This is a genomic window from Polaromonas sp. P3_C2, from assembly GCF_056402675.1.
The window spans coordinates 1-21,846 of record NZ_JBFUGX010000001.1 but is presented as its reverse complement, the minus strand read 5'-3'; the positions used below and the strand labels follow the sequence as shown (position 1 = coordinate 21,846).

Annotated in this window: 21 protein-coding genes; 9 read left to right on the top strand and 12 right to left on the bottom strand. The window is 63.5% G+C overall.

What is annotated here, in order from left to right:
* Positions 1-26: 26 nt before the first annotated feature.
* The 5 genes from AC1DWI_RS00105 to AC1DWI_RS00085 are packed head-to-tail and all read right to left on the bottom strand — an operon-like array spanning position 27 to position 3,956.
* A complete protein-coding gene (locus tag AC1DWI_RS00105; RefSeq protein WP_477668555.1) occupies positions 27-419 on the bottom strand; it encodes a VOC family protein in 393 nt (130 codons plus the stop codon).
* Entirely contained in the window at positions 416-1,372 is a 957-nt protein-coding gene (locus AC1DWI_RS00100) for a hydroxymethylglutaryl-CoA lyase (protein ID WP_477668554.1), read from the bottom strand. Before AC1DWI_RS00100 ends, AC1DWI_RS00105 begins: the two co-directional genes overlap by 4 nt.
* Positions 1,369-2,622 carry a CaiB/BaiF CoA transferase family protein gene (locus tag AC1DWI_RS00095; protein ID WP_477668553.1) on the bottom strand — a complete coding sequence of 418 codons (1,254 nt, stop codon included), beginning with the start codon at positions 2,620-2,622 and terminating at the stop codon, positions 1,369-1,371. Before AC1DWI_RS00095 ends, AC1DWI_RS00100 begins: the two co-directional genes overlap by 4 nt.
* A 33-nt stretch (positions 2,623-2,655) precedes the next feature.
* Positions 2,656-3,603 (bottom strand): LysR family transcriptional regulator, encoded by a 948-nt coding sequence (locus AC1DWI_RS00090; RefSeq protein WP_477668552.1) that lies wholly within the window; start codon positions 3,601-3,603, stop codon positions 2,656-2,658.
* Between the two features lie 20 nt (positions 3,604-3,623).
* Positions 3,624-3,956, bottom strand: coding sequence for a polyhydroxyalkanoic acid system family protein (locus AC1DWI_RS00085; protein WP_477668551.1), 333 nt, complete (start codon positions 3,954-3,956; stop codon positions 3,624-3,626).
* A gap of 394 nt (positions 3,957-4,350) precedes the next feature.
* Between AC1DWI_RS00085 and AC1DWI_RS00080 the strand changes: the two genes are divergently transcribed.
* The 3 genes from AC1DWI_RS00080 to AC1DWI_RS00070 all read left to right on the top strand — a co-directional run bounded on the left by AC1DWI_RS00080 (position 4,351) and on the right by AC1DWI_RS00070 (position 6,773).
* Positions 4,351-5,265: an alpha/beta fold hydrolase gene (locus AC1DWI_RS00080; protein WP_477724224.1), complete on the top strand. Its 915-nt coding sequence runs from the start codon at positions 4,351-4,353 to the stop codon at positions 5,263-5,265.
* A gap of 249 nt (positions 5,266-5,514) precedes the next feature.
* Positions 5,515-6,306, top strand: a complete 792-nt coding sequence (locus tag AC1DWI_RS00075) for a class I SAM-dependent methyltransferase (protein ID WP_477724223.1) — start codon at positions 5,515-5,517, stop codon at positions 6,304-6,306.
* A 17-nt stretch (positions 6,307-6,323) separates the two neighbouring features.
* The gene (locus tag AC1DWI_RS00070) at positions 6,324-6,773 is read left to right on the top strand and encodes a GNAT family N-acetyltransferase (protein ID WP_477701298.1); all 450 of its coding nucleotides are present in this window, start codon (positions 6,324-6,326) and stop codon (positions 6,771-6,773) included.
* A 51-nt stretch (positions 6,774-6,824) separates the two neighbouring features.
* Here the strand turns inward: AC1DWI_RS00070 and AC1DWI_RS00065 are convergent, their stop codons facing one another.
* Together AC1DWI_RS00065 and AC1DWI_RS00060 are read right to left on the bottom strand one after the other, a co-directional pair.
* Positions 6,825-7,964, bottom strand: coding sequence for an aminopeptidase (locus AC1DWI_RS00065; protein ID WP_477668547.1), 1,140 nt, complete (start codon positions 7,962-7,964; stop codon positions 6,825-6,827).
* Positions 7,965-7,970: 6 nt separating this feature from the next.
* Entirely contained in the window at positions 7,971-10,073 is a 2,103-nt protein-coding gene (locus AC1DWI_RS00060; RefSeq protein WP_477724228.1) for a molybdopterin-containing oxidoreductase family protein, read from the bottom strand.
* A 79-nt stretch (positions 10,074-10,152) separates the two neighbouring features.
* On the opposite strand from AC1DWI_RS00060, the gene AC1DWI_RS00055 reads away from it, so the two are divergent.
* A complete protein-coding gene (locus AC1DWI_RS00055) occupies positions 10,153-11,304 on the top strand; it encodes an ABC transporter substrate-binding protein (RefSeq protein WP_477668546.1) in 1,152 nt (383 codons plus the stop codon).
* A gap of 174 nt (positions 11,305-11,478) precedes the next feature.
* Positions 11,479-12,609 (top strand): ABC transporter substrate-binding protein, encoded by a 1,131-nt coding sequence (locus AC1DWI_RS00050; RefSeq protein ID WP_477668545.1) that lies wholly within the window; start codon positions 11,479-11,481, stop codon positions 12,607-12,609.
* Positions 12,610-12,704: 95 nt separating this feature from the next.
* Here AC1DWI_RS00050 and argE read toward each other — a convergent pair whose 3' ends face one another.
* Entirely contained in the window at positions 12,705-13,928 is a 1,224-nt protein-coding gene (argE, locus tag AC1DWI_RS00045) for an acetylornithine deacetylase (protein WP_477668544.1), read from the bottom strand.
* Between the two features lie 93 nt (positions 13,929-14,021).
* On the opposite strand from argE, the gene AC1DWI_RS00040 reads away from it, so the two are divergent.
* The 4 genes from AC1DWI_RS00040 (at position 14,022) to AC1DWI_RS00025 (ending at position 18,134) form a co-directional block, all read left to right on the top strand.
* Positions 14,022-14,900, top strand: coding sequence for a decaprenyl-phosphate phosphoribosyltransferase (locus AC1DWI_RS00040; RefSeq protein ID WP_477668543.1), 879 nt, complete (start codon positions 14,022-14,024; stop codon positions 14,898-14,900).
* Positions 14,897-15,847 carry a lysylphosphatidylglycerol synthase transmembrane domain-containing protein gene (locus AC1DWI_RS00035; RefSeq protein ID WP_477668542.1) on the top strand — a complete coding sequence of 317 codons (951 nt, stop codon included), beginning with the start codon at positions 14,897-14,899 and terminating at the stop codon, positions 15,845-15,847. The genes AC1DWI_RS00040 and AC1DWI_RS00035 overlap by 4 nt, the downstream gene beginning before the upstream one ends.
* Positions 15,848-15,921: 74 nt before the next feature.
* Positions 15,922-17,460, top strand: a complete 1,539-nt coding sequence (locus tag AC1DWI_RS00030) for an ArnT family glycosyltransferase (protein WP_477668541.1) — start codon at positions 15,922-15,924, stop codon at positions 17,458-17,460.
* Positions 17,448-18,134 carry an HAD-IB family hydrolase gene (locus tag AC1DWI_RS00025; RefSeq protein ID WP_477724222.1) on the top strand — a complete coding sequence of 229 codons (687 nt, stop codon included), beginning with the start codon at positions 17,448-17,450 and terminating at the stop codon, positions 18,132-18,134. Before AC1DWI_RS00030 ends, AC1DWI_RS00025 begins: the two co-directional genes overlap by 13 nt.
* A gap of 341 nt (positions 18,135-18,475) precedes the next feature.
* Here the strand turns inward: AC1DWI_RS00025 and AC1DWI_RS00020 are convergent, their stop codons facing one another.
* From AC1DWI_RS00020 to AC1DWI_RS00005, 4 genes are all read right to left on the bottom strand, one after another.
* A complete protein-coding gene (locus tag AC1DWI_RS00020) occupies positions 18,476-19,249 on the bottom strand; it encodes a tetratricopeptide repeat protein (protein WP_477668539.1) in 774 nt (257 codons plus the stop codon).
* A gap of 59 nt (positions 19,250-19,308) precedes the next feature.
* Entirely contained in the window at positions 19,309-19,968 is a 660-nt protein-coding gene (locus AC1DWI_RS00015; RefSeq protein WP_477724221.1) for a TetR/AcrR family transcriptional regulator, read from the bottom strand.
* A gap of 133 nt (positions 19,969-20,101) precedes the next feature.
* Positions 20,102-21,391, bottom strand: a complete 1,290-nt coding sequence (locus tag AC1DWI_RS00010; protein ID WP_477668538.1) for a patatin-like phospholipase family protein — start codon at positions 21,389-21,391, stop codon at positions 20,102-20,104.
* 139 nt (positions 21,392-21,530) lie between these two features.
* A partial coding sequence (locus AC1DWI_RS00005) for a phasin family protein (protein WP_477724220.1) occupies positions 21,531-21,846 on the bottom strand: 316 nt, incomplete at its 5' end.

Below are 21,846 nucleotides of genomic sequence, written 5' to 3'. Positions count from 1 at the left end.
TCCGGTTGTAGTTTTGGGATGCTGTTTCAGGCGGGTTCGCAAATCTCTATCAAATTCCGGTCGGGGTCGCGCACATAGACCGAGCGGATTTTTTGTGTGGCGCCGGTACGCAGCACGGGGCCTTCAATGATTGGACAACGCTCCCGCTCGAGGCGGATGATCACTTCGGCAAGGGGAATGTTGGCCAGAAAGCACAGGTCCAGGGCGCCCGGCACTGGCAGGTGGGCCTTGGGTTCGAACTCATTGCCTTTGACGTGCAGGTTGATTTTTTGCTGGCCGAACTTGAAGGCCTTGCGCTCTACCGGTGGTGTGCCGCCGATAAAAGTTTCCAGCGTCATACCCAGCACGCGGGTGTAGAAATCCACGCAGGCTTTTTCGTCCGCCGTGGTCAGCACCAAATGGTCCAGCTGCCGAATCATGCCGATGCCGCCCTCAGTTCAGCCACATAAGGCGGCGGCGCATGCAAGTCGGTGATGCGGCCCGCCTTGGCCACTTGTCCGGGCACGTCATGGCCGACAATGCCGGGCATTTGCCGCGCCACGGCCAGCAGCTTTTCAAGGTCCATGCCGGTGTCGTAGCCCATGGCATCCAGCATGTGCACCGCATCTTCGCTGCTGATGTTGCCGCTGGCGCCGGGCGCATAAGGGCAGCCACCCAGGCCACCCAGCGAGCCGTCAAAGCGCGTGATGCCGCCCTGCACGGCCGCCAGCACATTGGCCAGGCCCATGCCGCGCGTGTTATGAAAGTGCAGGGTCAGTTGTAGGCCTTCAAAACGTTGCTGCAAAACTTTCACCATGCGGCTGACTTGCGCCGGGTGGGCCATGCCGGTGGTGTCGCAGATCGTGACGCCGCGCACGCGGTCTGCGCCGAAGGCGGCGAAGCGATCGCTCCAGCGCAGCACTTCGTCCTCGATCACTTCGCCTTCCATCGGGCAGCCGAAGCAGCACGACAGCGAAATGTTGATGGGCGTGCGGCCGTCGACATGGCGAATGACATCAGAGAGCGCGGCAAAGCTTTTCTCGCGGGGCATGCGCAGGTTGGCCAGGTTGTGGGTTTCCGACACCGACATCACCAGGTTGAGTTCGTCGGCCCGCGACTCCAGCGCTCGCTCCGCCCCGCGCAGGTTGGGCACCAGCACGGTGTATTCCACGCCGGGCACGCGGCGTATGCGGCCCATCACCTCTTCGGCGTCACGCAGCATGGGAATGGCCTTGGGCGAGGTAAACGATGTCACTTCAATCTTGGCGTAGCCGCATTCGCTGAGGGCATCGACGAGCGCGACCTTGTCATCGGTGGAAATGAAAGCGGGTTCGATCTGGAAGCCGTCGCGCGTAGCGACCTCATTAAAGTAAATCCGTTTTGCGGTGTTCATGCGCTGACGTCCTTCCCGGCCACGATGCCCTTGTCCTTTAGCGCCTGAATCTGTTCGGTTGAAAGTCCGATCTCGCGCAGCACCGCAACGGTGTCCTGCCCCACCTGCGGCGCATTGCGACGGTGCCCGCCCGGTGTGCGCGAGAGTTTGGGCACGATGCCGGGTACTGCCAGCGTGCTTCCGTCGTCCATCTGAACTTCGTCGAGCATGCCGCGCGCCTGGTAGTGCGGGTCGGCCGCGATATCGGCCACGGTGTAAATGCGGCCCGCGGGCACCGAGACCTTGTCGAGCGCCGCCAGCACTTCATCGACCGTGAGGCCCAGGGTCCACTGGCCGATGGCTGCGTCGATTTCTTCCACGCGCGCCACGCGGCCGGCGTTATCAGCCAGCGCCGGGTCGTTGCCGAGATCGCTGCGGCCTATGGTGGCCATCAGCCGTTTAAAGATGCTGTCGCCGTTGCCGGCCACCAGCGCATAGCCGCCGTCCTTGCACAGATAAGCGTTGCTGGGCGCAATGCCGGGCAGGGCGCTGCCGGCCGCGCCGCGAACCGCGCCAAAGGAGCTGTATTCAGGCAGCAGGCTTTCCATGCAGTTGAACACCGCTTCATAAAGCGCCACATCGATCACCTGGCCTTTGCCGGAGCGCTGGCGTTCCTGCATCGCCAGCAGGATGCCAATGACGCCGTGCAGTGCGGCCAGCGTGTCACCGATGCTCACCCCCACACGCACCGGCACACGGCCCGGCTCGGCCGTCAGGTGGCGCAGGCCACTCATGGCCTCGGCCACCACGCCGAAGCCCGGCTTGTCGCGGTAGGGGCCGGTCTGGCCGTAACCGCTGATGCGCAGCATGATGAGTCGAGGGTTCAGCGCCAGTAACTCGTCGGGGCCCAGGCCCCAGCCTTCCATGGCGCCGGGACGGAAGTTCTCGATCAACACATCGGCGTCAAGCGCGAGCTGGCGCACGATGGCCTGTGCCTCGGGGCTCTTCAGATCCAGCGCGACCGAGCGCTTGTTGCGCGACTGCACCTGCCACCACACCGAAGTGCCGTCTTTGAGCAAGCGCCATTTGCGCAGCGGGTCGCCCGCGCCCGGCGTTTCGATCTTGATGATGTCGGCGCCGAAGTCCGCCAGTGTCTTGGCGGCGAAGGGGCCGGCGATCAGCTGGCCGAGCTCCAGCACTTTCAGCCCGGCGAGCGGGCCTTGCGCGGTGGAGACACCGGAAGCTGGAGGGGATTTTTCAGGAGAGGGCATGGCGGGCAGTGTGCCGCCGCCAGCTGGTCCCGTCTATTTGCGCTTTGGGGCCTTGGGTTTCGCGTTTTGCGAAGGCGGGACCTCTTTCGGGCTGAGGAAGTCCGCCAGCGAGGCAATACCCGCATCGGGCTGGCCCGTGATGGTGGCTGTCAGCAGGCGGCGCTGGGCCCAGGCGTCGGCCAGCGGCCGCCAGCTGAGTTTCATGCTTTTGACCATGGGCAGCGTGGCGGCTTTGGGCAAGATGGCCACACCCAAGCCTGAGGCCACCATATGGCATACCGCGTCAAAGCTGCGCACCTGCATGCGTAATTTCAGCGGCCGGTTGGCGGCCAGCGCGGCCTGTTGCTGCTTTTGCAGCATGGCGGCGCCAGCGGTCAGGCTGATCCATTCCTCGTCGAGCGCATCGACAAAGGCCAGCGGTGTCTTGCTGCCTGCCAGCGTGTGGCCGGCGGGCAGGATCAGTACCAGCTCGTCTTCGCGGAACAACCGGGTGTCCAGCCCGGTGGTGTCCGGGCCTTCCACGAACACCGCCACGTCGGCCCGGCCTTCACGCAGGGTAGCCGCCACCGCTTCCGACACCTGCTCTTCCAGGTCGATATGCACCTGCGGGTGCAGCTCACCATAGCGTGCCAGCAGCGGCGGCAAAAACTGGCTGATGGCAGCGCTGCTGGCACACAACCGGATGTGGCGCGCGATGCCGCGCCGCAGGTCGGCCAGTTCGCCGCCCAACTGTTCCATGGTCTGCAGCAGGGTGAGGCCGTGCTTGACGAAGACGCGGCCCGCCGCCGTGGGGAGCAGGCCGCGTGGGTGGCGTTCGAACAGCGCGTCGCCCAGGGCGTCCTCAAGCTCCCGGATGCGCCGGCTGGCGGCAGCCAGCGCCAGGTGCGAGTCGCGTGCCGCGGCCGTCAGGCTGCCTGTCTGGGCGCAGGCCACCGCCAGGCGCACCGACACCAGGTCAAACCGGGCGAGGTTGTAGCTCACGGGGAAATGAGCCTGAAAACTCAGGCCGCCTTCTTTTTGGTGGTGGCTTTTTTGGCCGCAGGCTTTTTCGCGATCAGGGCGTCCAGGTTTTTCACGATCTCGTCCTCGATCCTGTCTTTGAAGGCGCCGAGCAGGAAACCCAGCTTGGCCTGGAGATCGAAGCGGTCCTTGGTGACGGTCAGCGTGCCGCTGACACCCGAGCGGGTAAAGCTGACCAGGTCTTCGTCCTTGCCCTCTTCGTAAGTGCATTCCATGTCGAATTTTTCTTCGGCCTGCTCGGCCCATTTGAAGGCTATCTTGCGCGCCTCCGCAAGGCCCAGGGTGTGTTCGCGCTGGATCTGGATGTCAGCCATTCGTGGTCTCCGTGTTGTTGATTTGAAGCGCCTTGTGCCGTTCGTCTTTGGCAGCCGGGCCAGCCGTTTGACTGCATCATAAAACGCTTACCGGTGCCGACGTTTCGTTCAGGCAGTATTTCAAAGCGGGCTACGCTTTCGGCCCTGTTCAAGACACTGCGTTGTGATGTGATACTGAGCACTGTTGACGCACCCCCATCTACCCGTGCGTTGTCAGACAAATTTGCAACAGCCCCCTCTTTTGAAGAATCCAAATTCCATTCATTTTTGCAAAAGCGCCGATGGAACGGCCATCGCTTTCACTGCAACTGGCTGCGGGCCGCCAGTTGTATGGGTCACCCTGCAGTACACCGACAACGACCTGACATCGCCTGGACCCGCGAGCAGGCACTGGATGGACGCGCTGGCCGCCCGTCACACCGTGATCAGGCTCGATATGCGGGGCTGTGGGCTTTCGGAGCGCAAGCCTGCGCGCATGTCCCTGGATGCCTGGGTGGAAGACATTGAGGCGGTCGTCAATGCAGCGGGTCTGACGCGCTTTGCCATGATGGCGGTGTGTACGGGGTCGTATGCAGCAATCGAGTATGCCGCCCGCCATCCTGCCCGGTTGACGCGCCTGGTTATCTATGGAGGGGCCGTTCGCGGGCGTTTGCGGCGTGAATTGACTCCCGCGCAACGGGACGATGCCATGGCGGCGTTGCAGGTGTACGAATCCGGGCTGGATGGGAGAAGCGAGTTTGCGGTATCTTTTCGGCGCATATTCACGGCGCAATTTCTCCCGGACGCCTCGGCCGGGCAACTTGAGGCCCATGATCGAATCGTCAGCCAGCGCATGAACGGCGCCATCGCTGCACAGAGCGTCCGCGCGTTTTATGACCTGGACCTCAGCGCAAGTGCGCAGCGGATTGACACCGCTTGCCTGGTTCTGCATGCCCGCCAAGACATTTTGTATCCGATAGACGAAGGGCAAAGGCTGGCCACACTCATTCCTGCCGCACGCTTCGTTSCGGTTGACTCGCACAACAACATCCCTTTGGAGGAGGAGCCGGCATGGCCCGGGGTGCGCGATACCGTGCTTGAATTTCTCGCCGGCAACGAGGGCGCTGCGGCACCTGCTTTCCGGCTGACAGTGCGCCAAGCCGAGGTGCTGAGGCAGGTAGCGCAAGGACAGACCGACAAACAGATCGCACGCACACTATCCCTGAGTCCTCGTACGGTTGAAATGCATGTGAGCGCTGCCTTGAAAGCCCTGGGTAGCAAAACGCGGGCTGAAGCTGCGCACCGGGCCGCGCAATACGGGATTTTCTAGCCCGGTCGTGGTCAGAGCCGGCTTGGCTACGGTATTGCCTACCGGGCTGAGATCTCTGGATACCGTAGTTCACACACTGTGCAGAGCTTTGCAGGGGCTGGATACTGCTCTTTCGAGAATCACGTTGCTGGCGTCACATCGCCGATGTATGCCTGCCCGATTCGGGCATCTGGTGCGGGTACTTTGCCGCCGCTCTGGAACGACATGACAACCAGGAAAAAGGATCCATGAAGGATGAAAATCTACCCGTTGCACAGCAGTGAAAAAGAGCGCGACCGGTTGAAAATGCAGGGGCTGGCAATACTGCCGCTTACCGAGAACCTGCTGACAGGGGCCGACGTACAGCCTGGGTCCCAGGTCCTGGAACTGGGCTGCGGAAGCGGTGATATGACCTTGTTGCTGGCAAGCCGTGTGGGGCCCGGCGGCGAAGTGACGGCGGTGGACCGGGACCCGGCCCAGCTTGACGCCGCCGCTTTGCGCATCGCTGATTCGGGTTTCCGGAACGTGAAGTTTGTTTTGGCAGATATGGACGATTTTGAGCCGGCCCGGACGTTTGACGCCATAGTTGGCCGGTACTTCCTGCTGTACGTCGCAAGTCCCGAGGCTGCTGTTGCGCGCGTGGCGAATTGGGTCCGGCCGGGTGGAACGATGGCGTTTCTGGAGATGGATTTTTTCCGCGGCGTACACAGCAGCATCTGGCCGCCTGCATCGCCAGAAACACATGAGGCGATTGTGTTCATAGGCGATGTCATGCTGGACGCAGGCATCAATCCGTACATGGCAGCAAGGCTCCCAAGTATTTTGACGCGCTACGGCAGTGTGCAGGTGCAGACATCAGCACCTCTTCAGTATGGTGCACGTTCAATCGAACTGCCTCTGGAGGCGGTCAGGTCGGTGACACCCATGGCCCGAAAGCTCGGGCGTGCTGATGCGGATCATCACGATGTCGACGCGTTGCTGGCTCGGGAATTGGCGGGCCGCGACGAGCACACTGTGACCGTGCCGCCCATGTCTGTTGCTGCCTGGGTTCAACTGGCATGAGGCACGCAGCATCTCCTGTGTGCATTGGCCATCTTGCCGACCACCCGCAGCACCTTGCGGCGCTGGCCGCGTGGCACCAGGCGCAATTCGGCTATCTCAATACATCGGTTACGGTTGAGCAGCGCACACAAAGGCTGAAGGCATCCGCGCAGAAGGGCGCGTTGCCGATGACCTTTGTGGCGGTTTGCGAAGGCCGGCTTTTGGGGTCGGCGAGCTTGCTGCCACAAACGATTACCCATTCCCACTTGTCTCCCTGGCTGTCCAGTGTTTATGTAGCGCTCGAGCACAGGAACAAGGGGATTGGGTCGGCGCTGGTCCGGCATGTGGTTCGGGAGGCCGCCGGCATGGGCAAAGACAAGGTCTACCTGTTTACACCGAACAGCGAAGCCCTGTATGCCCGGCTCGGCTGGAAAGTCGTCGAACATACGGAATATCAGGGACACAGCCTCACGATCATGTGCGTGTAAGCCTATAGATACGCCCCTCGCCGCATGTGCCGGGACGCTGCCCAGGTTGAACTACTCTTTGGGCTGTCCGGCCTTGCGTTGGTGACTGTGTGCCTGCGCAAGGTTCACCATGTTGTGTTCAAGTGCCTTGCGCCGTTCGTCCTTGGGTAGCCGGGCCAGYTTTTTGACCGCATCATAAAACCGTTGCCAGTCACGGCCCTCGTGTTCGAACAAGGCTTCAAAGCCCGGCACCAGTTCGTCGTACGCGGCCTGTGCGCCAAACGAGGCATTGTTGGCGTTCGCCACCCACAGGTCGTAACCGGCAAAGCCGCCCCATGATGCCTTGAGTTCAGCATAGGCGTCGCGAAAGCGCTGGTACGCTATCATTTTGCTAGCTGCTTGCGCAGGTTCTGATTGGGCTGCGGCATCATTTTGATCATAAATTGCGGTCAGTTCGCGGCGCGTGGCCAGTGCCAGCGCGCGGAACTGCCGGCGCCGGCCATCGAATACCGCGTAGGCCTTGCGTGCGTCATCGCCAGCCTGCGTGGCCAGCCAGCGCTCGATACCCAGGCGTTCGACGGCAGTGGCAAACGATTCATTGAACATCGTGTCACCCGGCGCAAACACCACCTGGTGCGACAGTTCGTGAAAGATCAGCCGGGCCAGTTCCCCCTCAGGGTAGCCGATGAAGGTGTTGAGCAAAGGGTCGCCGCCGGCCCAGTTCATCCAGCCCAGCGTGGAATACGCGGGCACGCCGTAAACGCTGGCTTCCAGGCCTTCGGCCTTGAGCCGCGCCGCTTCGGCGCGCGCGTCGGCCTCATTGAAGTAACCGCGGTAGCCTACACAGCCCGTGACCGGGAAGCACCAGGTTTTGAGCGTGAGCGAAAACGCCGGCGCTGCCACCACGTTCCAGACCACGGCGCTGCGGCGCAGGTCGGCATAGCGCCGGTAGCTGGCGTTGTCGGGCAGTTTCAGCTCGGCCACCGCAAAGCTGCGGATGCGCTGCGACAGTTCCAGCCGGCTTTTCAACGAGGCCGATGTTTGCGCATCACCGAGCCAGTCGTCCACCGGCCGGGCCGCGTTGAGCATCTGCATGTGGCCGCTGACGGACTGCCAGTAGTAACCCAGGTCAGCACACCCCGTGAGGCACAGTGCGGCTGCGGCCAGCGCAGCAGCCAGGCCGGTCAGTGTCTTGGCGCGCGTTCGGCTCACCGTGCCTCAAGCTGTTTCAGCGTCGCGCTGCACCTGCACCAGGCAATCGTAAAAAACGGGGCCGCGGCCCATGTCGGTCAGGTGCTGGCTGGTGAGCTGGTTCACATTGGTGCCGTCCAGGCCCAGCTTGCGCCACCAGATACMCAGGCCGTTGACCACGCCGGGGCGCGCCCGCGCGGAGACTTCGGCCTTGACGCGGTACTCGCCGCGCTGGTTGAACACCTTGACGACCGCGCCCGTGGTGATGCCGCGCGCGGCGGCATCGTCTGCATGAATCTCCAGCACCGGTTCGGTTTCCATGTCGCGCAGGCTTTTCACGTTGACGAAGGTGGAGTTGAGGAAGTTGCGCGCGGGCGGCGAGATCATGGCCAGCGGGAACAGGTCGGACGTGTCGGCTGCTTCGTAATTGGGCACGTGGCCAGGCAAGCCGTCGGCGCCTGTGGCTGCCAGCCGGGCACTGAAGAATTCGCAGCGGCCCGACGACGTGGGGAAGTTGCCTTCGGCAAACGGCGCATCGRGCAGCGTCAGCGTGGCAAAGCCCATGTCCAGCAGCTGCTGGAAGTCCACCTTGTCGCCAAACGTCGCGCGGCACAGCTGCTCGTCGCTGTCGGCAAAGCAGGGCCCGGTAAAGCCCATGTGGGCGGCCAGCTCGCGAAAGATCTGCGTGTTGGGTTTGGCCTGGCCCATGGGCGCGATGGCCGGGCGATTCAGCAGCACGTCGGTGTGGCCGTAGGAGGCATGCACATCCCAGTGCTCCAGCTGCGTGGTGGCCGGCAGGATGTAGTCGGCGTAGTCGGCCGTATCGGTCTGGAAGTGCTCAAGCACCACAGTGAAGAGGTCTTCACGCGCGAAGCCCTGAACCACTTTTCCGGATTCCGGCGCCACTGCCACCGGGTTGCTGTTGTAGGCGATCAGCGCCTCGATCTTCGGGCCGAACTGCACCGACGTGGGTTCCAGCAGGGCGTTGCCGATGGTGCTCATGTTGATGGTGCGCGGCTGGCGGTCCTGCAGCAGGTCGGGCCGCTGCAGGGCAGCTTTGTCGACCGGGAACAGGYCCGAGCTGCTGAGCAGCACGCCGCCGGCCCGGTGCCGCCACGCACCCGTCAGCGCGGGCAGGCAGGCAATGGCGCGCGCCGCATTGCCGCCGCCGCGCACGCGCTGCATGCCGTAGTTCAGGCGGATCGCTGCAGGCTGCCGGTTGACGAAGCATTCGCCATAGTCGCGGGCCAGCGATCGGATCTGTTCCGCCGGCACGCCGCAGACCTGTGCCGCGCGTTCGGGAGGCCACTGCAGCGCACGTTCGCGCAGTCCGCCGTCGGGGTCTTGCCAGCCCAGGGTGTGCTGCGCGATGTAGTCATGGTCGAGCCAGTCGTGGGTGATCAGTTCGTGCATCAGCGCCAGTGCCAGCGCCGCGTCGGTGCCCGGCAGCAGGGCGATGTGCTCATGGCATTTCTCGGCGGTTTCGCTTTTGCGCGGGTCGATGCATACCAGCTTGGCGCCGTCGCGTTTGGCCTGCTGTGCATAACGCCAGAAGTGCAGGTTGCTGCCGATGGAGTTGCTGCCCCAGATGATGATGAGTTTCGATTCGGCGAAAAACTCCACCCGCATGCCGACCTTGCCGCCCAGTGTTTGCGTGAGGGCCTCGCCGCCGGCTGATGAGCAGATGGTGCGGTCCAGGAGTGACGCGCCGAGCTGGTTGAAAAACCGGCCCGCCATGCTTTCACCCTGCACCTGGCCCATGGTGCCGGCATAGCTGTAAGGCACGATGGCCTCGGGGTTGCGCGCTGCGATGGCTTTGAGGCGGGCCGCAATGTCGGCCAGCGCCGCTTCCCAGCTCACGGGTTCAAACTGCCCGCTGCCCTTGGGCCCGCTGCGTTTGAGTGGATGCAAAAGGCGCTCAGGGTGGTAGGTGCGTTCGGTGTAGCGAGAGACTTTGTTGCACAGCACGCCGCCGGTGTGGGGGTGGTCCGGGTTGCCCTGCACACGAATGGCCACGCCATCTTCCACCGTGGTCAGCAGCGAGCAGGTGTCCGGGCAGTCGTGCGGGCAGGCGCCCAGCACCTGCAGGGCCGCAGGCTTCAGCCCGGTGTCAGGTTCGGCCTTGGCCATAGGGGAGATGCTGATGGTATTGCTCATGGTTCAACTTTATATTGGCAGGCATACCGGCCCCCGGGGATGAGGAGACGACATGACAACAAAAACAGGAATGCATTCATTCCGCGTGCTGGCCAGGATCACCATGGTAGCGGCACTGGCCGCCCTGATGGCGCCGGGGGTGTATGCCGAAGATGGCATCAGTAAAACCGCTGTCACGCTGGGGCAATCCCTGGCCATGACCGGGCCCGGCAGCACGCTGGCTGTGCCGTTTGCCCAAGGCGCGCGCCTTTATTTCGACCACGTCAATGCCGGCGGCGGTGTCAACGGCCGCAAGATCGAACTGACCACGCTGGACGATGCGGGCAACCCCGATACCGCCGCGGCCAACACCCGCAAGCTGCTGGACCAGAAGGTGTTTTCGCTCTTCGGTTACTACGGCTCACCACAGGTCACGGCCGTCAATCCGCTGTTGAAAGACACCGACATTTTGCTGTTCGCCCCCATGGCCGGCGCCGACGAGCTGCGCGGCTCGCTCTATCCCAACGTGTATTCGGTCCGGCCCGGTTATTCGGAAGAAGCCGCCATGATCACGCGGCATGCCGAAACCCTGGGCATGCGCAAGCTGGCCATCCTGCACGGCAAGGATGCCGAGTCAATGGCGGCGCTGGATTCGGCCGAGCGCACCATGGGCGGGCTGGGCGCCAACCTGGTGGCCAAGTCGGCCCTCTCGGGCGGCAGTGTGGCCACGAGCGTTGAACAGATTCTGGGCAAGAAGCCTGAATCCGTACTGGTCATCAGCGACGCTTCCGGCGCCGCCAGCGCGATACGCGATTTGCGTGCCAAAGGCTTTCGGGGGCCCATCTACGGCTTTTCCAGCACTGGCGAAAGCCTGCTGGCCGAGCAGCTGGGTGCAGCCGGTGCCGGTGTGGTGGTGGTGCGCGTCACACCCAAGTCGGACAACGCCAAGAGCGTCCTGGTCCGTGAACTGCAGGCCGACGCTACAGCGGCCAAACTGGGCAAACCCAATGTGTACATGCTCGAAGGCTACATCGCCGCCTGGACCTATGTCGAAGCGCTGCGCAAGGCCGGAAAGGACCCGACCCGCGTCAAATTGCGCAAGGCACTGGACACCATGCAGGAGCTGAGCCTGGGCGGCTTTCGGGTTCACTTTGACGGGGACCGCGTGGGCTCCAAACTGGTGGAGCTCAGCCTGATTGATGCCACCGGGCGGGTGCGGGAATAGGAAGGGTGAGATAGCGGAAATTGGCGAGTGTTGTGGGCTGGATGATGCAAAAGGTGACAAATTACCGGCTGTTGCGTTGCTGGCTTCCGCTAAAGTAGTGACCTATCTCACGTATTTGTAACTTAGTTTTTACAAATCAAGCCGTTTGTAAATTTTTGTTGCGAAGATAGCGTCATGAACATTACTCGCAGAACCTTTTCCACCGCTGTCGGCGCTTCCGTGCTGGCGGGTTTCAACATCGCGCATGCCCAGACCGACAAGATCATCCTGGGCCAGTCGGCGCCTTTCACTGGCCCGGCTGCGCAGCTGGGCATCCAGTTCTACCAGGGCGCGAAGGTGTACTTCGACCAGGTCAACGAACAGGGCGGCGTCAACAAGCGCCTGATTGAAATCCGCAACCTGGATGACGGCTATGAGCCCGCCCGCTGCGCCGAAAATACCCGCAAGCTGATCGACGACGAGGTGTTTGCGCTGTTCGGCTACATCGGCACCCCCACCAGCATCGTCGCCCTGCCGCTGGCCACCAAAGACAAAGTCCCGTTCATCGCGCCGTTTACCGGTGCCATGGCCTTGCGTGACCCCTTCAACAAATATGCCTTCCACGTGCGCGCTTCGTATAACGACGAAACCGGCCTTATCGTCAAACAGCTGACCGCCCTGGGGCTGAAGAAAATCGCCGTGTTCTACCAGAACGACGCCTACGGCAAGGCCGGGCTGGACGGCGTCACGCTGGCCCTGGGTGCGCAGAACCTGAAGCCCGTGGCGCAGGCGACTGTTGAACGCAACACGGTGGACGTGGCCAAGGCCGTCACCACGCTGGTGGCCGCGGGCCCCGATGCGGTCGTGCAGATCGGTGCTTACAAGGCCTGCGCCGCCTTCATCCGCGAAGCCCGCAAGGCCGGCTACGGCGGCACGTTCTACAACGTGTCGTTTGTCGGAACGCAGGCGCTGGCCGATGAGCTGGGCAAGGATGGAGCAGGCGTGGTGGTGTCACAGGTCATGCCTTCGCCCTACAACGGAGCGCGGCCGATTGTGCGCGAGTTTACTGAAGCGGTGAAGGCGGCCGGCAAGGACGCGAAGGTCAATTTCTCCAGCATGGAAGGCTATGTGGCCGCCAGGATTCTGGTGGACGGCCTCAAGCGCGGCGGCGCCAAGATGACCCGCGAGTCGCTGATTTCGGGCATGGAAGCCATCGGCACCCAGTCGGTGGGCGGATTTTCCGTGACGTTCTCGCCGACCGACCATGTGGCGTCCCACTTCGTGGAACTGTCGATGCTGACGGGCGACGGCCGAATACGGACGTAACCCCCCGAAGCGGCCTGCGGCCGCCTCCCCCTAAGGGGGCGCCACCTGCGGCCCGGCAAAGCCGGTTCCGCGATGGCCTGCGCGAAAGCCCGCCTCTAGCGAAGCTCGCCGGTGTTCGCCAAGCCTTGCATGAAGTCCTCGCAGCGCGCGAGCTGCTCCAGACTCACAAATTCGTCGGGCTGGTGCGCCTGGTTGATGCTGCCGGGTCCGCACACCACTGTGGGAATGCCGGCGTTTTTGAACAGGCCTGCTTCGGTGCCGAAAGCGACCAGCGTGGTTTCTTTCGTGCCTGCCAGGCGCTGGGCCAGTTGGGTCACCGCGTCGCCGGCGGAGCCGAGGAAGGCCGGTACTTCACAAATCGTCTCAAAGCTGAAGCCGGCGTCGGGCGCTATCTTTTTCATAGCTGGTTGCGCACGTTCCGCATAGGCTACAAGCTCTTTTTGCATTAAAGCCGCATCCGCCGTGGGCAGGTTGCGGAATTCGTAGCGAAACTCCGCGTCGCGCGGCACCACGTTGTCGGCAATGCCGCCGTGGAACTGGCCGACGCTGGCGGTGCTGAAGGGCACGTCGAAGCCTTCATAGCGCGGCTCGTTGGCCTCAAAGCCGTCGGCCATGTCGCGCAGCTTGCCGACGACACGCGCCGCCATCTCGATGGCGTTGACGGATTGCGGCGTGAGCGAGGAGTGCGCCTCCTTGCCGCGCACGCAGCATTTGTAGCGGTACACGCCCTTGTGCGCGGTGGCCGGCACCATGCTCGTCGGTTCGCCCACGATGCAGGCGAGCGGCTTGATGCCCGCGTCCTTCATGTCGGCAATCAGCTCCTTCACGCCCATGCAGCCGACTTCCTCGTCGTAGCTCAGCGCCAGATGCACCGCAAATGGCGCCTGACTGTTCAAAAAATCCCCGGCGTGGGCCAGCGCCAGGCCGATAAAACCCTTCATGTCGCAGCTGCCGCGGCCATACAGCCGGCCGTCACTGACCGTGGCCGACAGCGGGTCCAGCGTCCAGTCCTGGCCATCCCAGGGCACCGTGTCGGTGTGGCCCGACAGGATGATGCCGGCCGGTTTGCCTTCGCCCAGCGTGGCAAAGAGGTTGGCCTTGGTTTTGTCGGAATTGGTGGTGATGCGGCTGGCCACGCCGAGTTTTCGCAGCTCGTCGCGCACGAAATGAATCAGCGCCAGGTTCGAGTTGTGGCTGACCGTGTTCATGCGGACCAGGGTCTGGACCAACTGCAGGGCGTGGGGGGACACCGAAGGAACCGAGGGCGAGGGGGTCAAGGTGGGAGCCGTGAGGATGGGGGAGAAAGGTGCGGAATCCATGGCCTATTTTGGCCGCATTCCCTGATATGTGAAGCCGGTCCCGTCAGGTATGCTTCAACGTCGCTTTCCTCCGGGGCGTTTTTGCCCATCCTGATGTCTTCCTTGCCCCCTTCCTTGTTCTCTTCCCCGCTTGCATTGATACGGCTCATGCGGCCGCACCAGTGGCTCAAAAACGCCTTTGTGTTTGCCGGCCTGGTGTTCAGCCAGAACTGGCAGGACACCGCGCTGGACCTGCGCGTCTTCTACGCCTTTGCGGCGTTCTGCTGCCTCTCCAGCATGGTCTACATCATCAACGACTGGCATGACCGCGCGAGCGACGCCCTGCACCCCACCAAGCGCCACCGGCCRCTGGCCAGTGGCGCAGTGGCTGTGCCGGTGGCGCTGGTGCTGGCGGTCCTGTTGCTGATGGCGGGCCTGCTGCTGGCCGCGGGCAACCGCACGCTGCTGGTGTTGCTGGGCCTGTACACGGTGCTCAACCTGGCGTATTCGTGGCGGCTCAAGCAGGTACCGGTGGTCGACGTGTCCATCATTGCCTCGGGCTTCATGCTGCGCCTGCTGGCCGGCACCGTGGCCGTCGGCATTCCGCCTTCGCGCTGGCTGTTGCTCACCGGCATTTTTGTGGCCCTGTTCCTCGGTTTTTCCAAACGCAAGGCCGAAACTTTTCATGAAGAAGCCAGTCAGCGCGCCGTGCTGGCGCACTACCCGGCGGCCCTGCTCGACACCTTCATGGCCGCGACCATGACGGCCACGCTGACCACCTACAGCCTGTTTGCCACCAGCCCCGAGGCGCAGCTGCAGCACGGCGAGCGCCTGCTCTACACCGTGCCGGTGGTCATTTTCGGCATGCTGCGCTACACCTACCAGGTGCACCGCGGCCGCGGTGAAGACGTGGCGCGCGACATGCTGCGGGACCCGTGGATCCTGGCGGCCGGCACGCTCTGGCTGGCCATCTTCCTGAGCCGCCGCCTGTGATTCCCGAGGGCGCTCCGCCGCCCGCGCGCGGCACCTTGCCGTTCAAGCAGCTGTTGCTGGTGCTCGGCGTGGTGGCCACGGCTTATGCGGCCGTGCTGCTGATCTGGGGTGACAGCCCCAGGGCCTCGCTCGCGCTGCTGTGGTCGTGGACGGGCGCCCAGGCAGCAGGCCTTTGCCTGCTTAACTATCTGCTGCGCGGCCTGCGCTGGCGGCTGTGGATGGCCCACTTTGGGCGCCATTTCGGCTGGCTGCAGGGGCTGCGGCTGTACCTGGCTGGTTATGCCTTCACGCCCACGCCGGGCAATGTGGGTGAAGCGGTGCGCGGCTTGATGCTGGCGCAGCGCCCGCTGGGCACGGCGCAAAGCCTGGCCATCTTCGGCGCCGAACGGCTGGCCGACCTGCTGTGCCTGTTGCTGCTGTGTTTTCCCGCCGTGTGGTGGGGCCTGAACCATGGTGCGATGCCGGCGTCGCCCGGCTGGCTAGCCGGGCTGCTGGCCGCTGCGGCCCTGCTGCTGGCACTGGTGATGGGCCTGCTGTTCAAACATCGCGCGCGGCTGTTCCAGCGCTTTGCCTGGCTGCAGGAGGCCTGGTTGTGCCTGGCGGTGCGGCCGCTGCTCTGGTTTGGCCTGACGCTCACGGCCTGGGCAGCCCAGGGCGTCGCGGTCTGGCTGGTATGCCGCGAGATGAATGTCCCCCTCGGCCTGCTGACGGCCACCGGTTTTTACGCGGTCGCCATGGTGGCCGGTGCGTTGTCTGCCCTGCCGGCCGGCCTGGGCGGCACCGAAGCCGTGCTGACCGGCCTGCTGGTGGCGCAGGGCGCCACACCGGCCGCAGCCCTTTCCATCACGGTGCTGGTGCGGCTGCTGACCCTGTGGCTGGCCGTCGCCATTGGCGTGGTGGCCTTGCTTTATAGTGCGGCCATCCGCAAGGAAATCAGTTTTCGCTAGCCACTGCGGGCCTTCATTCCTGGCTTTTCCCGCACCATGCAAAGCCGCCAGGCCTACCCGTCCTCCCAGTTTCCATGCCCCAGAACCACGACACCGCCGCCTTTCCCGTTTCGCTGAGCCGCTGGCTGCTGGGTGCGGGCCTCCTGTCACTGCTGCTGCGGTTCTGGATCGCCGTCACCTTTCCGGTCACCGGCGACGAGGCCTTTTTCTATTGGTGGGGGGTGTACCCCGCCTGGGGCTATTCAGACCACCCGCCCATGGTGGGCTGGCTGATTGCGCTGATGCGCGCCACGCTGGGCGACAGCCTCTGGTCGATTCGCCTGCCCATCGTGTTGCTGCCGCTGGCGCTGGGTGCGGCGTTGTGGTGGGCGCTCAAGCCCGCGGGCAAGGTGCGCGCCGCCTGGGCTGTGCTGTTCTTCTGGCTGGCGCCGCTGAACTGGCTCAACGTCCTGATCACCACCGACACACCGCTGATTTTCTGGTCGGCGCTGTCCGTTGCCGCGCTGATGCGCGCCGAGCGCCGGGCGGCGCTGGACCGCGCCGCTTACGGCCTCTACGCCCTGTCGGGGCTTTTCCTGGGCTGCGCTTTTCTGTCGAAATACTTCTCGGTAGTACTCGGCTTCAGTTATCTCGTCTACTTCGTGTTGTACCGGCGTGAACGGCTCGCGGGTTTTGCGCTGCTGGTGTTGTGTGCATTGCCCGGCCCGGCCATCAACATCGCCTACAACATGTCGCACGGCTGGTCGAACATCATGTTCAACGTCTACAACCGCAACGAAGACGCGGTGTTCGAATGGCGCAAGCCGCTGACCTACATCGGCATGATGGTCTACCTGATCACGCCCGTGGCGGTATGGATGGCTGTGCGCTACCGTGATGCGCTGATGGCCGCCGCACGGAACCAGCGCCTGCTGGCCTGCCTGGTGGTGGTGCCGCTGCTGTTTTTTGCGCTGCTGTCAGGCAAGAAGGTGATTGGCCTGCATTGGGTGCTGTCGTTTTACCCTTTTGGCTTCGCCTTTTTGGCGGTTGCCTTGCCGGCTGACAGGCTCAAGGCCTGCGCCAAGGGGCTGGCCGTGTTTGCCGGCCTGCATGTGCTGGTGGTGGCCGGGCTGTACATGACGTCGCTGGATACCTGGAAAACTACCAAGCTGTATCCGCAGATCATCCGCAGCTACAAGACGGCCGAAATGCTGCAGCAGGTCACCGTGCCCGGCGTGGTGTTGATGGGCGAGGCCTACACGCCCGCGTCGATTTTCGGTTTTGAGCGCCGCGAATACATGCCGGTGTTCGGCGTCGGCAAGTTCCATGCGCGCCAGGACGACATGCAGGTCGACTTTTCGCTCTACCAGGGCAAAACGGTGCGTGTCATCGTCGCCGACAAGCCGAAGCTGGAAGAGTTTGCGCCTTACTTCGAGTCGGTGCGTGTGCTCAGCTTCGAGCAGGACGGCGTGCCCTTTTACGCGGTCGAAGGCACGGGCTTCAAATACCAGGCCTACCGCGAAGGCGTGCTGGGCACGATTTTCAAACGCTACTTCAACATTCCTTCGTGGCTGCCGATGACGGGCTGCCCCTTCTGCGTGCGCTACTGCGGGCAGGTGCGATGCCCGAGGTGAGCGCCGCCGAGACCGGTCCCGTCGTTGCCGCCTTTGACTTCGACGGCACGCTGACCCGGCGCGACACCTTCATTCCTTTCCTGGCGCGCGGCCTGGGCTGGCCACGGTTCCTGGGGGCCTTGCTCCGCTGCTTCCCGTGGCTGGCCGGCTATGCGCTGCGCCTGGTGCCCAACCACGTCGCCAAAGGCAAGCTGATGCAGGCCACGCTGGCCGGCCGCAGCCTGGCCGAGATGCAGGGCTGGACGGCCCGCTGGCTGGCCCACGATTTTCCCGGCCAGCTGCGCGAGGACGCCATGGCGCGCCTGGCCTGGCACCGCGAGGCCGGGCATTGCTGCGTCATGGTCAGCGCGTCGCCCGACATCTACCTGCAGGTGGTGGCGCGGCAGCTGGGGTTTGACGCGCTGCTCTGCACGGAAATGGAAGTGGTGGGCGAGGGTGAGGACGGGCATCTCACCGGCCGCCTCACTGGTCGCATGAGCACCCCCAACTGCCATGGCGAGCAGAAGGTGCTGCGACTGCAGGCCTGGGCGCTGGAGCGCTATGGGGAAACAGCGCTGGCCGGCGTCACCCTGTATGCCTATGGCGATACCTCCGGCGACAAGCCCATGCTGYGGCTGGCCCGGCATGCGTGGTACCGGGGCAAGCCTTGGGTGGATGCGGCACGGCCGGTGTGAGGGCTTGAGCCGGCCTGGCCCGGCGCCTGACGCAGGCGGGCCCACGTTGCTGATGCTATGGTTTTGATAGCTGCTTGCGCAAGATCCTTATGCCTTTCAGCCCTGTTTGGCACTCAAAAAGTGCCTCAAAACCTGCTTTGYGGCGCTGGAAATCGCCAAAACCGGCCCCAAAACACCAGTTTGAAGGCCATTTCGGCCTGTTTTTGAGCATCAATTTGACCTCCAGGCCAATGCTGAATTGCACAAGCAGCTATCAAAATCATAGCGAAAAACAGGCAGGGCCCGTGCGCCTTGCGACGCGCGGGCCCTGCCGGGAGTGCTGAGTAAGGCTTCGGTACCGCTCAGTCTTCGAGTTCGGCCTTGGCCATCTCCACGTCCAGCCGTTCGGTGGCGTCCAGCGGTTTGCTGGCTGCGGCCTGCTCGTACAGCTTGGTGGCTTCCTTCATTTTTTTGTCGCCTTCCAGCATGACGAGGCCGTTGGCGTATTCGATCATGCCGATGGCCGAGCCCGGGTGCAGCTTCAGCGCGTCCTTGTAGAGCGCCAGGCCGATGTCTTTTTTGGCGCCGTAGGTCATCCCGCCGATCAGCGAGCCCACCTTGTCGATCACCTCGGCATGAAAGGCCGCCAGCGCAATGTGCGCGTCTGCGTGCCTGGGTGAGAGCTTGATGGCCTGCTCCAGCGAATTCTTCACCTTGGTCCCCAGGCCCTGGGCCAGCGCCTTGGCCACGCTGATGCCCTGGCTGTAGCGGCCCAGCGCATAGGCCTGCCAGTACCAGGCGTTGGCGTTCTTCGGGTCGGCTTTTTGCTGGGCTTCGGCGCGTGCGGCCACTTCCATGAACATGTCCAGCTTGGCCTTTTCCTTGGTTTCGAGGTAGGTGGCGTACATGCTGGTGGCCTTGTTGGCCACGGTGATGCCGTCGCCGCCGGCCTTGGCGCCGGCTTCCGCCGCTTTCTGGAAGTCGCCGTTATGAAACAGTACCCAGGCCTGCAGCACATCGGCATCCTTGGGCAGGGGCTCGCAGTCGCCCTGGTGCAGGCGGGTCCAACTCTTTTTCAGGCTGGCGGCATCAAATGTGTAGTCGCCGGCGTGGGGAAAGGCAGTCCATTTGGCCATGTGTGTTGTCTCCTTGGTAAAAATTGTTGGTGTTATGAATGACGGCAGTTTGACGGAATTCAAGCCGGGTTGCTGTAAGCCCCGACCAGCGCCTGCAGGTGGGCGCGCTGGCCTTGCTCAAGATAGGGAATCAGCAGGTTGAGCACGTGGTGCGCGCCGCGCAGCAGGGMGGCCTGTGCGTTGGCAGGTTCCAGCGCGTTGCGCGGGTCGCGCACGTACTCAAAGCTCAGCCAGTAAGTGAGCACCACCACCATGCTGGTGGCCGTGGCCTCGACCTCGCGCGAATCAATCGTCACAGCGCCGGAGCGGCTCATGCCGTCCAGCAGGGCTTTCACTGCGCGGGTCTTGTTTTTGAGCACCCACTGGAAGTGGGTTTCGAGGCGGCGGTTCTTGCTCAGCAGGTCATTGAGGTCGCGGTACAAAAAGCGGTACTGCCAGATCAGCTCGAACAGCGTGTGCATGAAAAACCAGGCATCTTCCACATCGCGCACGCCGTCGCTGGCATTGAGCAGCTCGCTCAGGGATTTTTCGTAGCGGTCAAACAGCGAGTTGATGAGCTCGTCTTTGGCCGGGTAGTGGTAGTACAGGTTGCCGGGGCTGATGCTGAGCTCGGCGGAGATCAGCGTGGTCGACACATTGGGCTCGCCAAAGCGGTTGAACAGGTCCAGGGTGACCTCCAGGATCCGTTCTGCTGTACGGCGCGGCGCTTTTTTCGCCATAAGTTGTCTACCTCGTGTTGTTCTTTACTCTAACCCAGCGTTTCCCCGGGCGACACTAGGGAAGTCCATCAATCCGCACGGCGGTTTGCAACAAGGTGAACGGGATGGCACGCACCTTTGGCAAACCTTTGGGTTAAGCCCGGGCCGACGCGGGCAGCTTGTGCGCGGCGGGCCGCAGCGCGTGGCTCAGATCTTCCATCACGTCTTCGAGCGAAGCAATGGCGCGGCCCACGCGCGTGGCTGCAGGCCTTTCAGTCACCAGGTGGCGCCTGGGGTCTTCCAGAACGTCCAGGTTCAGCGACACACCGTGCCGCGCCAGCGTGGCAGACAGCGTGGTCTTGCGCGAGCGCAGCATCTGACGGGTGTTCTGGTAGGCGTGCTCGGCCAGCTCGCGGCGTTGCCGGTAACTGAAGGTATTGGCCAGGAACATCTCGGTGTCGCGGGCGTCAGGCTCCAGCAGCACGATGTCGGTGCCGGGATAGGCATGCGCGTAGTGCTTCATGCCGAGCTCCAGCCGCGAGTGGATCATCGAGCGGAAGGTCTGGCTCATCACGGCGGGCAGGCCGCCTTGCACGATGCGCGGAATGGCCTGCTTTTCGGCCGGCAGGCCCCGGCGCATGACGCGCTGGTTCATGGCCAGCGCGGGTGCGCGGGTGGCGTTGAAGGGCACCAGCGGGTTCAGGCAAAACATCAGGTCAACGCCATCGTCCAGCGCCACGCCGGCGTGCATGGTCTTTTTCAGCGCGCCGTCCACGTAGTAGTGGCTGTCGATCTCCACCGGCGGAAACAGGCCCGGCAGGGCCGAGCTGGCCTGCACGGCTTTGGAGATGGGCACGTGGTCCCAGCCGGGGCGGCCAAAGGGCGCGGCGTCCCCGCTGTCCAGATTCGTCGCGACCAGTGTCAGCCGTGTGCGAAGCTGGCGAAAGTCGTTGGTGCGGCCGGGTTTGGAAAACAGCGCGGCCAGGCGCTTGTCGATTTCGTCATTGGAGAAAACACCGGTGGGCAAGGCCGGGCCCAGCGCCTCCAGCGCATTGACCAGCGACTTGCGCCCGAAAGTGGCGCGCCAGGCCGCCGACGCCAGCAAGCCGGGCAACATGATGCCGCGCCGCAAAAATTCGCCGTATGCCGGCACCATCAGCCAGGCCGGGTCAAACACCTCCGATGCCTGGTCGCCGTTTTCAATGAAGGCGGCGCACAGCTCGCGCGGCGTCATGCCGTTGGCCAGGCCCGCCGCGATGAAACCGCCGGCGGACACGCCGACATAGTGGTCCAGTTCGGTGAATGAAAGCCCCTGCAGGGATTCGTCGAGCGCGCACAGCGCACCGATTTCGTAGATGGCGCCCAACGGACCGCCGCCTGACAACGCCAAAGCAATGCGCGGCTTGGCAGGGCGTTTATTTTTTGCAGGCTTGGCTTGGGTCATGGCAGGAAAGTGTAGACGGCGCTCCTGGAACTATTTGCTGCTCTGCAGCAAAGTCAGGGTGCTGGGTGAGCTGTGGGGCGATTGGGCGCGGGCGTAAAAAAAGGGACGGCATGTCCCTTTTTTCCAGAGCACCGTGTGCTCAGGCCGATTTGCGTGCAGCTGGGCGTTTGGCCGCGGGGCGTGCCGCCTTTTTGGCGGCGGGTTTTGCCGCTGCGGTTTTGGCTGCTGGCTTGCCGCCCATTTTTTGCACATTGCGGTTGAGCTCGTCAATGCGTGCGATCAGGGCGTCCACGTCTTTGGCGGAAGGCACGCCGAGTTTGTTCAGGGCCTTGGCCACGCGGTCTTCGAAGATGTTTTCCAGCTTGTCCCACTGGTGGCCGGCCTTGGACTGGATGTCGGTGGCCATGCTGGCCATCTTGTTGGTGGCTTCAGAAATTTTGCCTTCGGCCACGGCC

Bases quoted from the DNA above. Each gene is read 5' to 3' on its own strand.
- AC1DWI_RS00010 (WP_477668538.1), bottom strand. From the start codon at position 21,391: ATGACCCAAGCCAAGCCTGCAAAAAATAAACGCCCTGCCAAGCCGCGC.
- AC1DWI_RS00100 (WP_477668554.1), bottom strand. From the start codon at position 1,372: ATGAACACCGCAAAACGGATTTACTTTAATGAGGTCGCTACGCGCGAC.
- argE (WP_477668544.1), bottom strand. From the start codon at position 13,928: ATGGATTCCGCACCTTTCTCCCCCATCCTCACGGCTCCCACCTTGACC.
- AC1DWI_RS00095 (WP_477668553.1), bottom strand. From the start codon at position 2,622: ATGCCCTCTCCTGAAAAATCCCCTCCAGCTTCCGGTGTCTCCACCGCG.
- AC1DWI_RS00085 (WP_477668551.1), bottom strand. From the start codon at position 3,956: ATGGCTGACATCCAGATCCAGCGCGAACACACCCTGGGCCTTGCGGAG.
- AC1DWI_RS00055 (WP_477668546.1), top strand. From the start codon at position 10,153: ATGACAACAAAAACAGGAATGCATTCATTCCGCGTGCTGGCCAGGATC.
- AC1DWI_RS00105 (WP_477668555.1), bottom strand. From the start codon at position 419: ATGATTCGGCAGCTGGACCATTTGGTGCTGACCACGGCGGACGAAAAA.
- AC1DWI_RS00030 (WP_477668541.1), top strand. From the start codon at position 15,922: ATGCCCCAGAACCACGACACCGCCGCCTTTCCCGTTTCGCTGAGCCGC.
- AC1DWI_RS00020 (WP_477668539.1), bottom strand. From the start codon at position 19,249: ATGGCCAAATGGACTGCCTTTCCCCACGCCGGCGACTACACATTTGAT.
- AC1DWI_RS00050 (WP_477668545.1), top strand. From the start codon at position 11,479: ATGAACATTACTCGCAGAACCTTTTCCACCGCTGTCGGCGCTTCCGTG.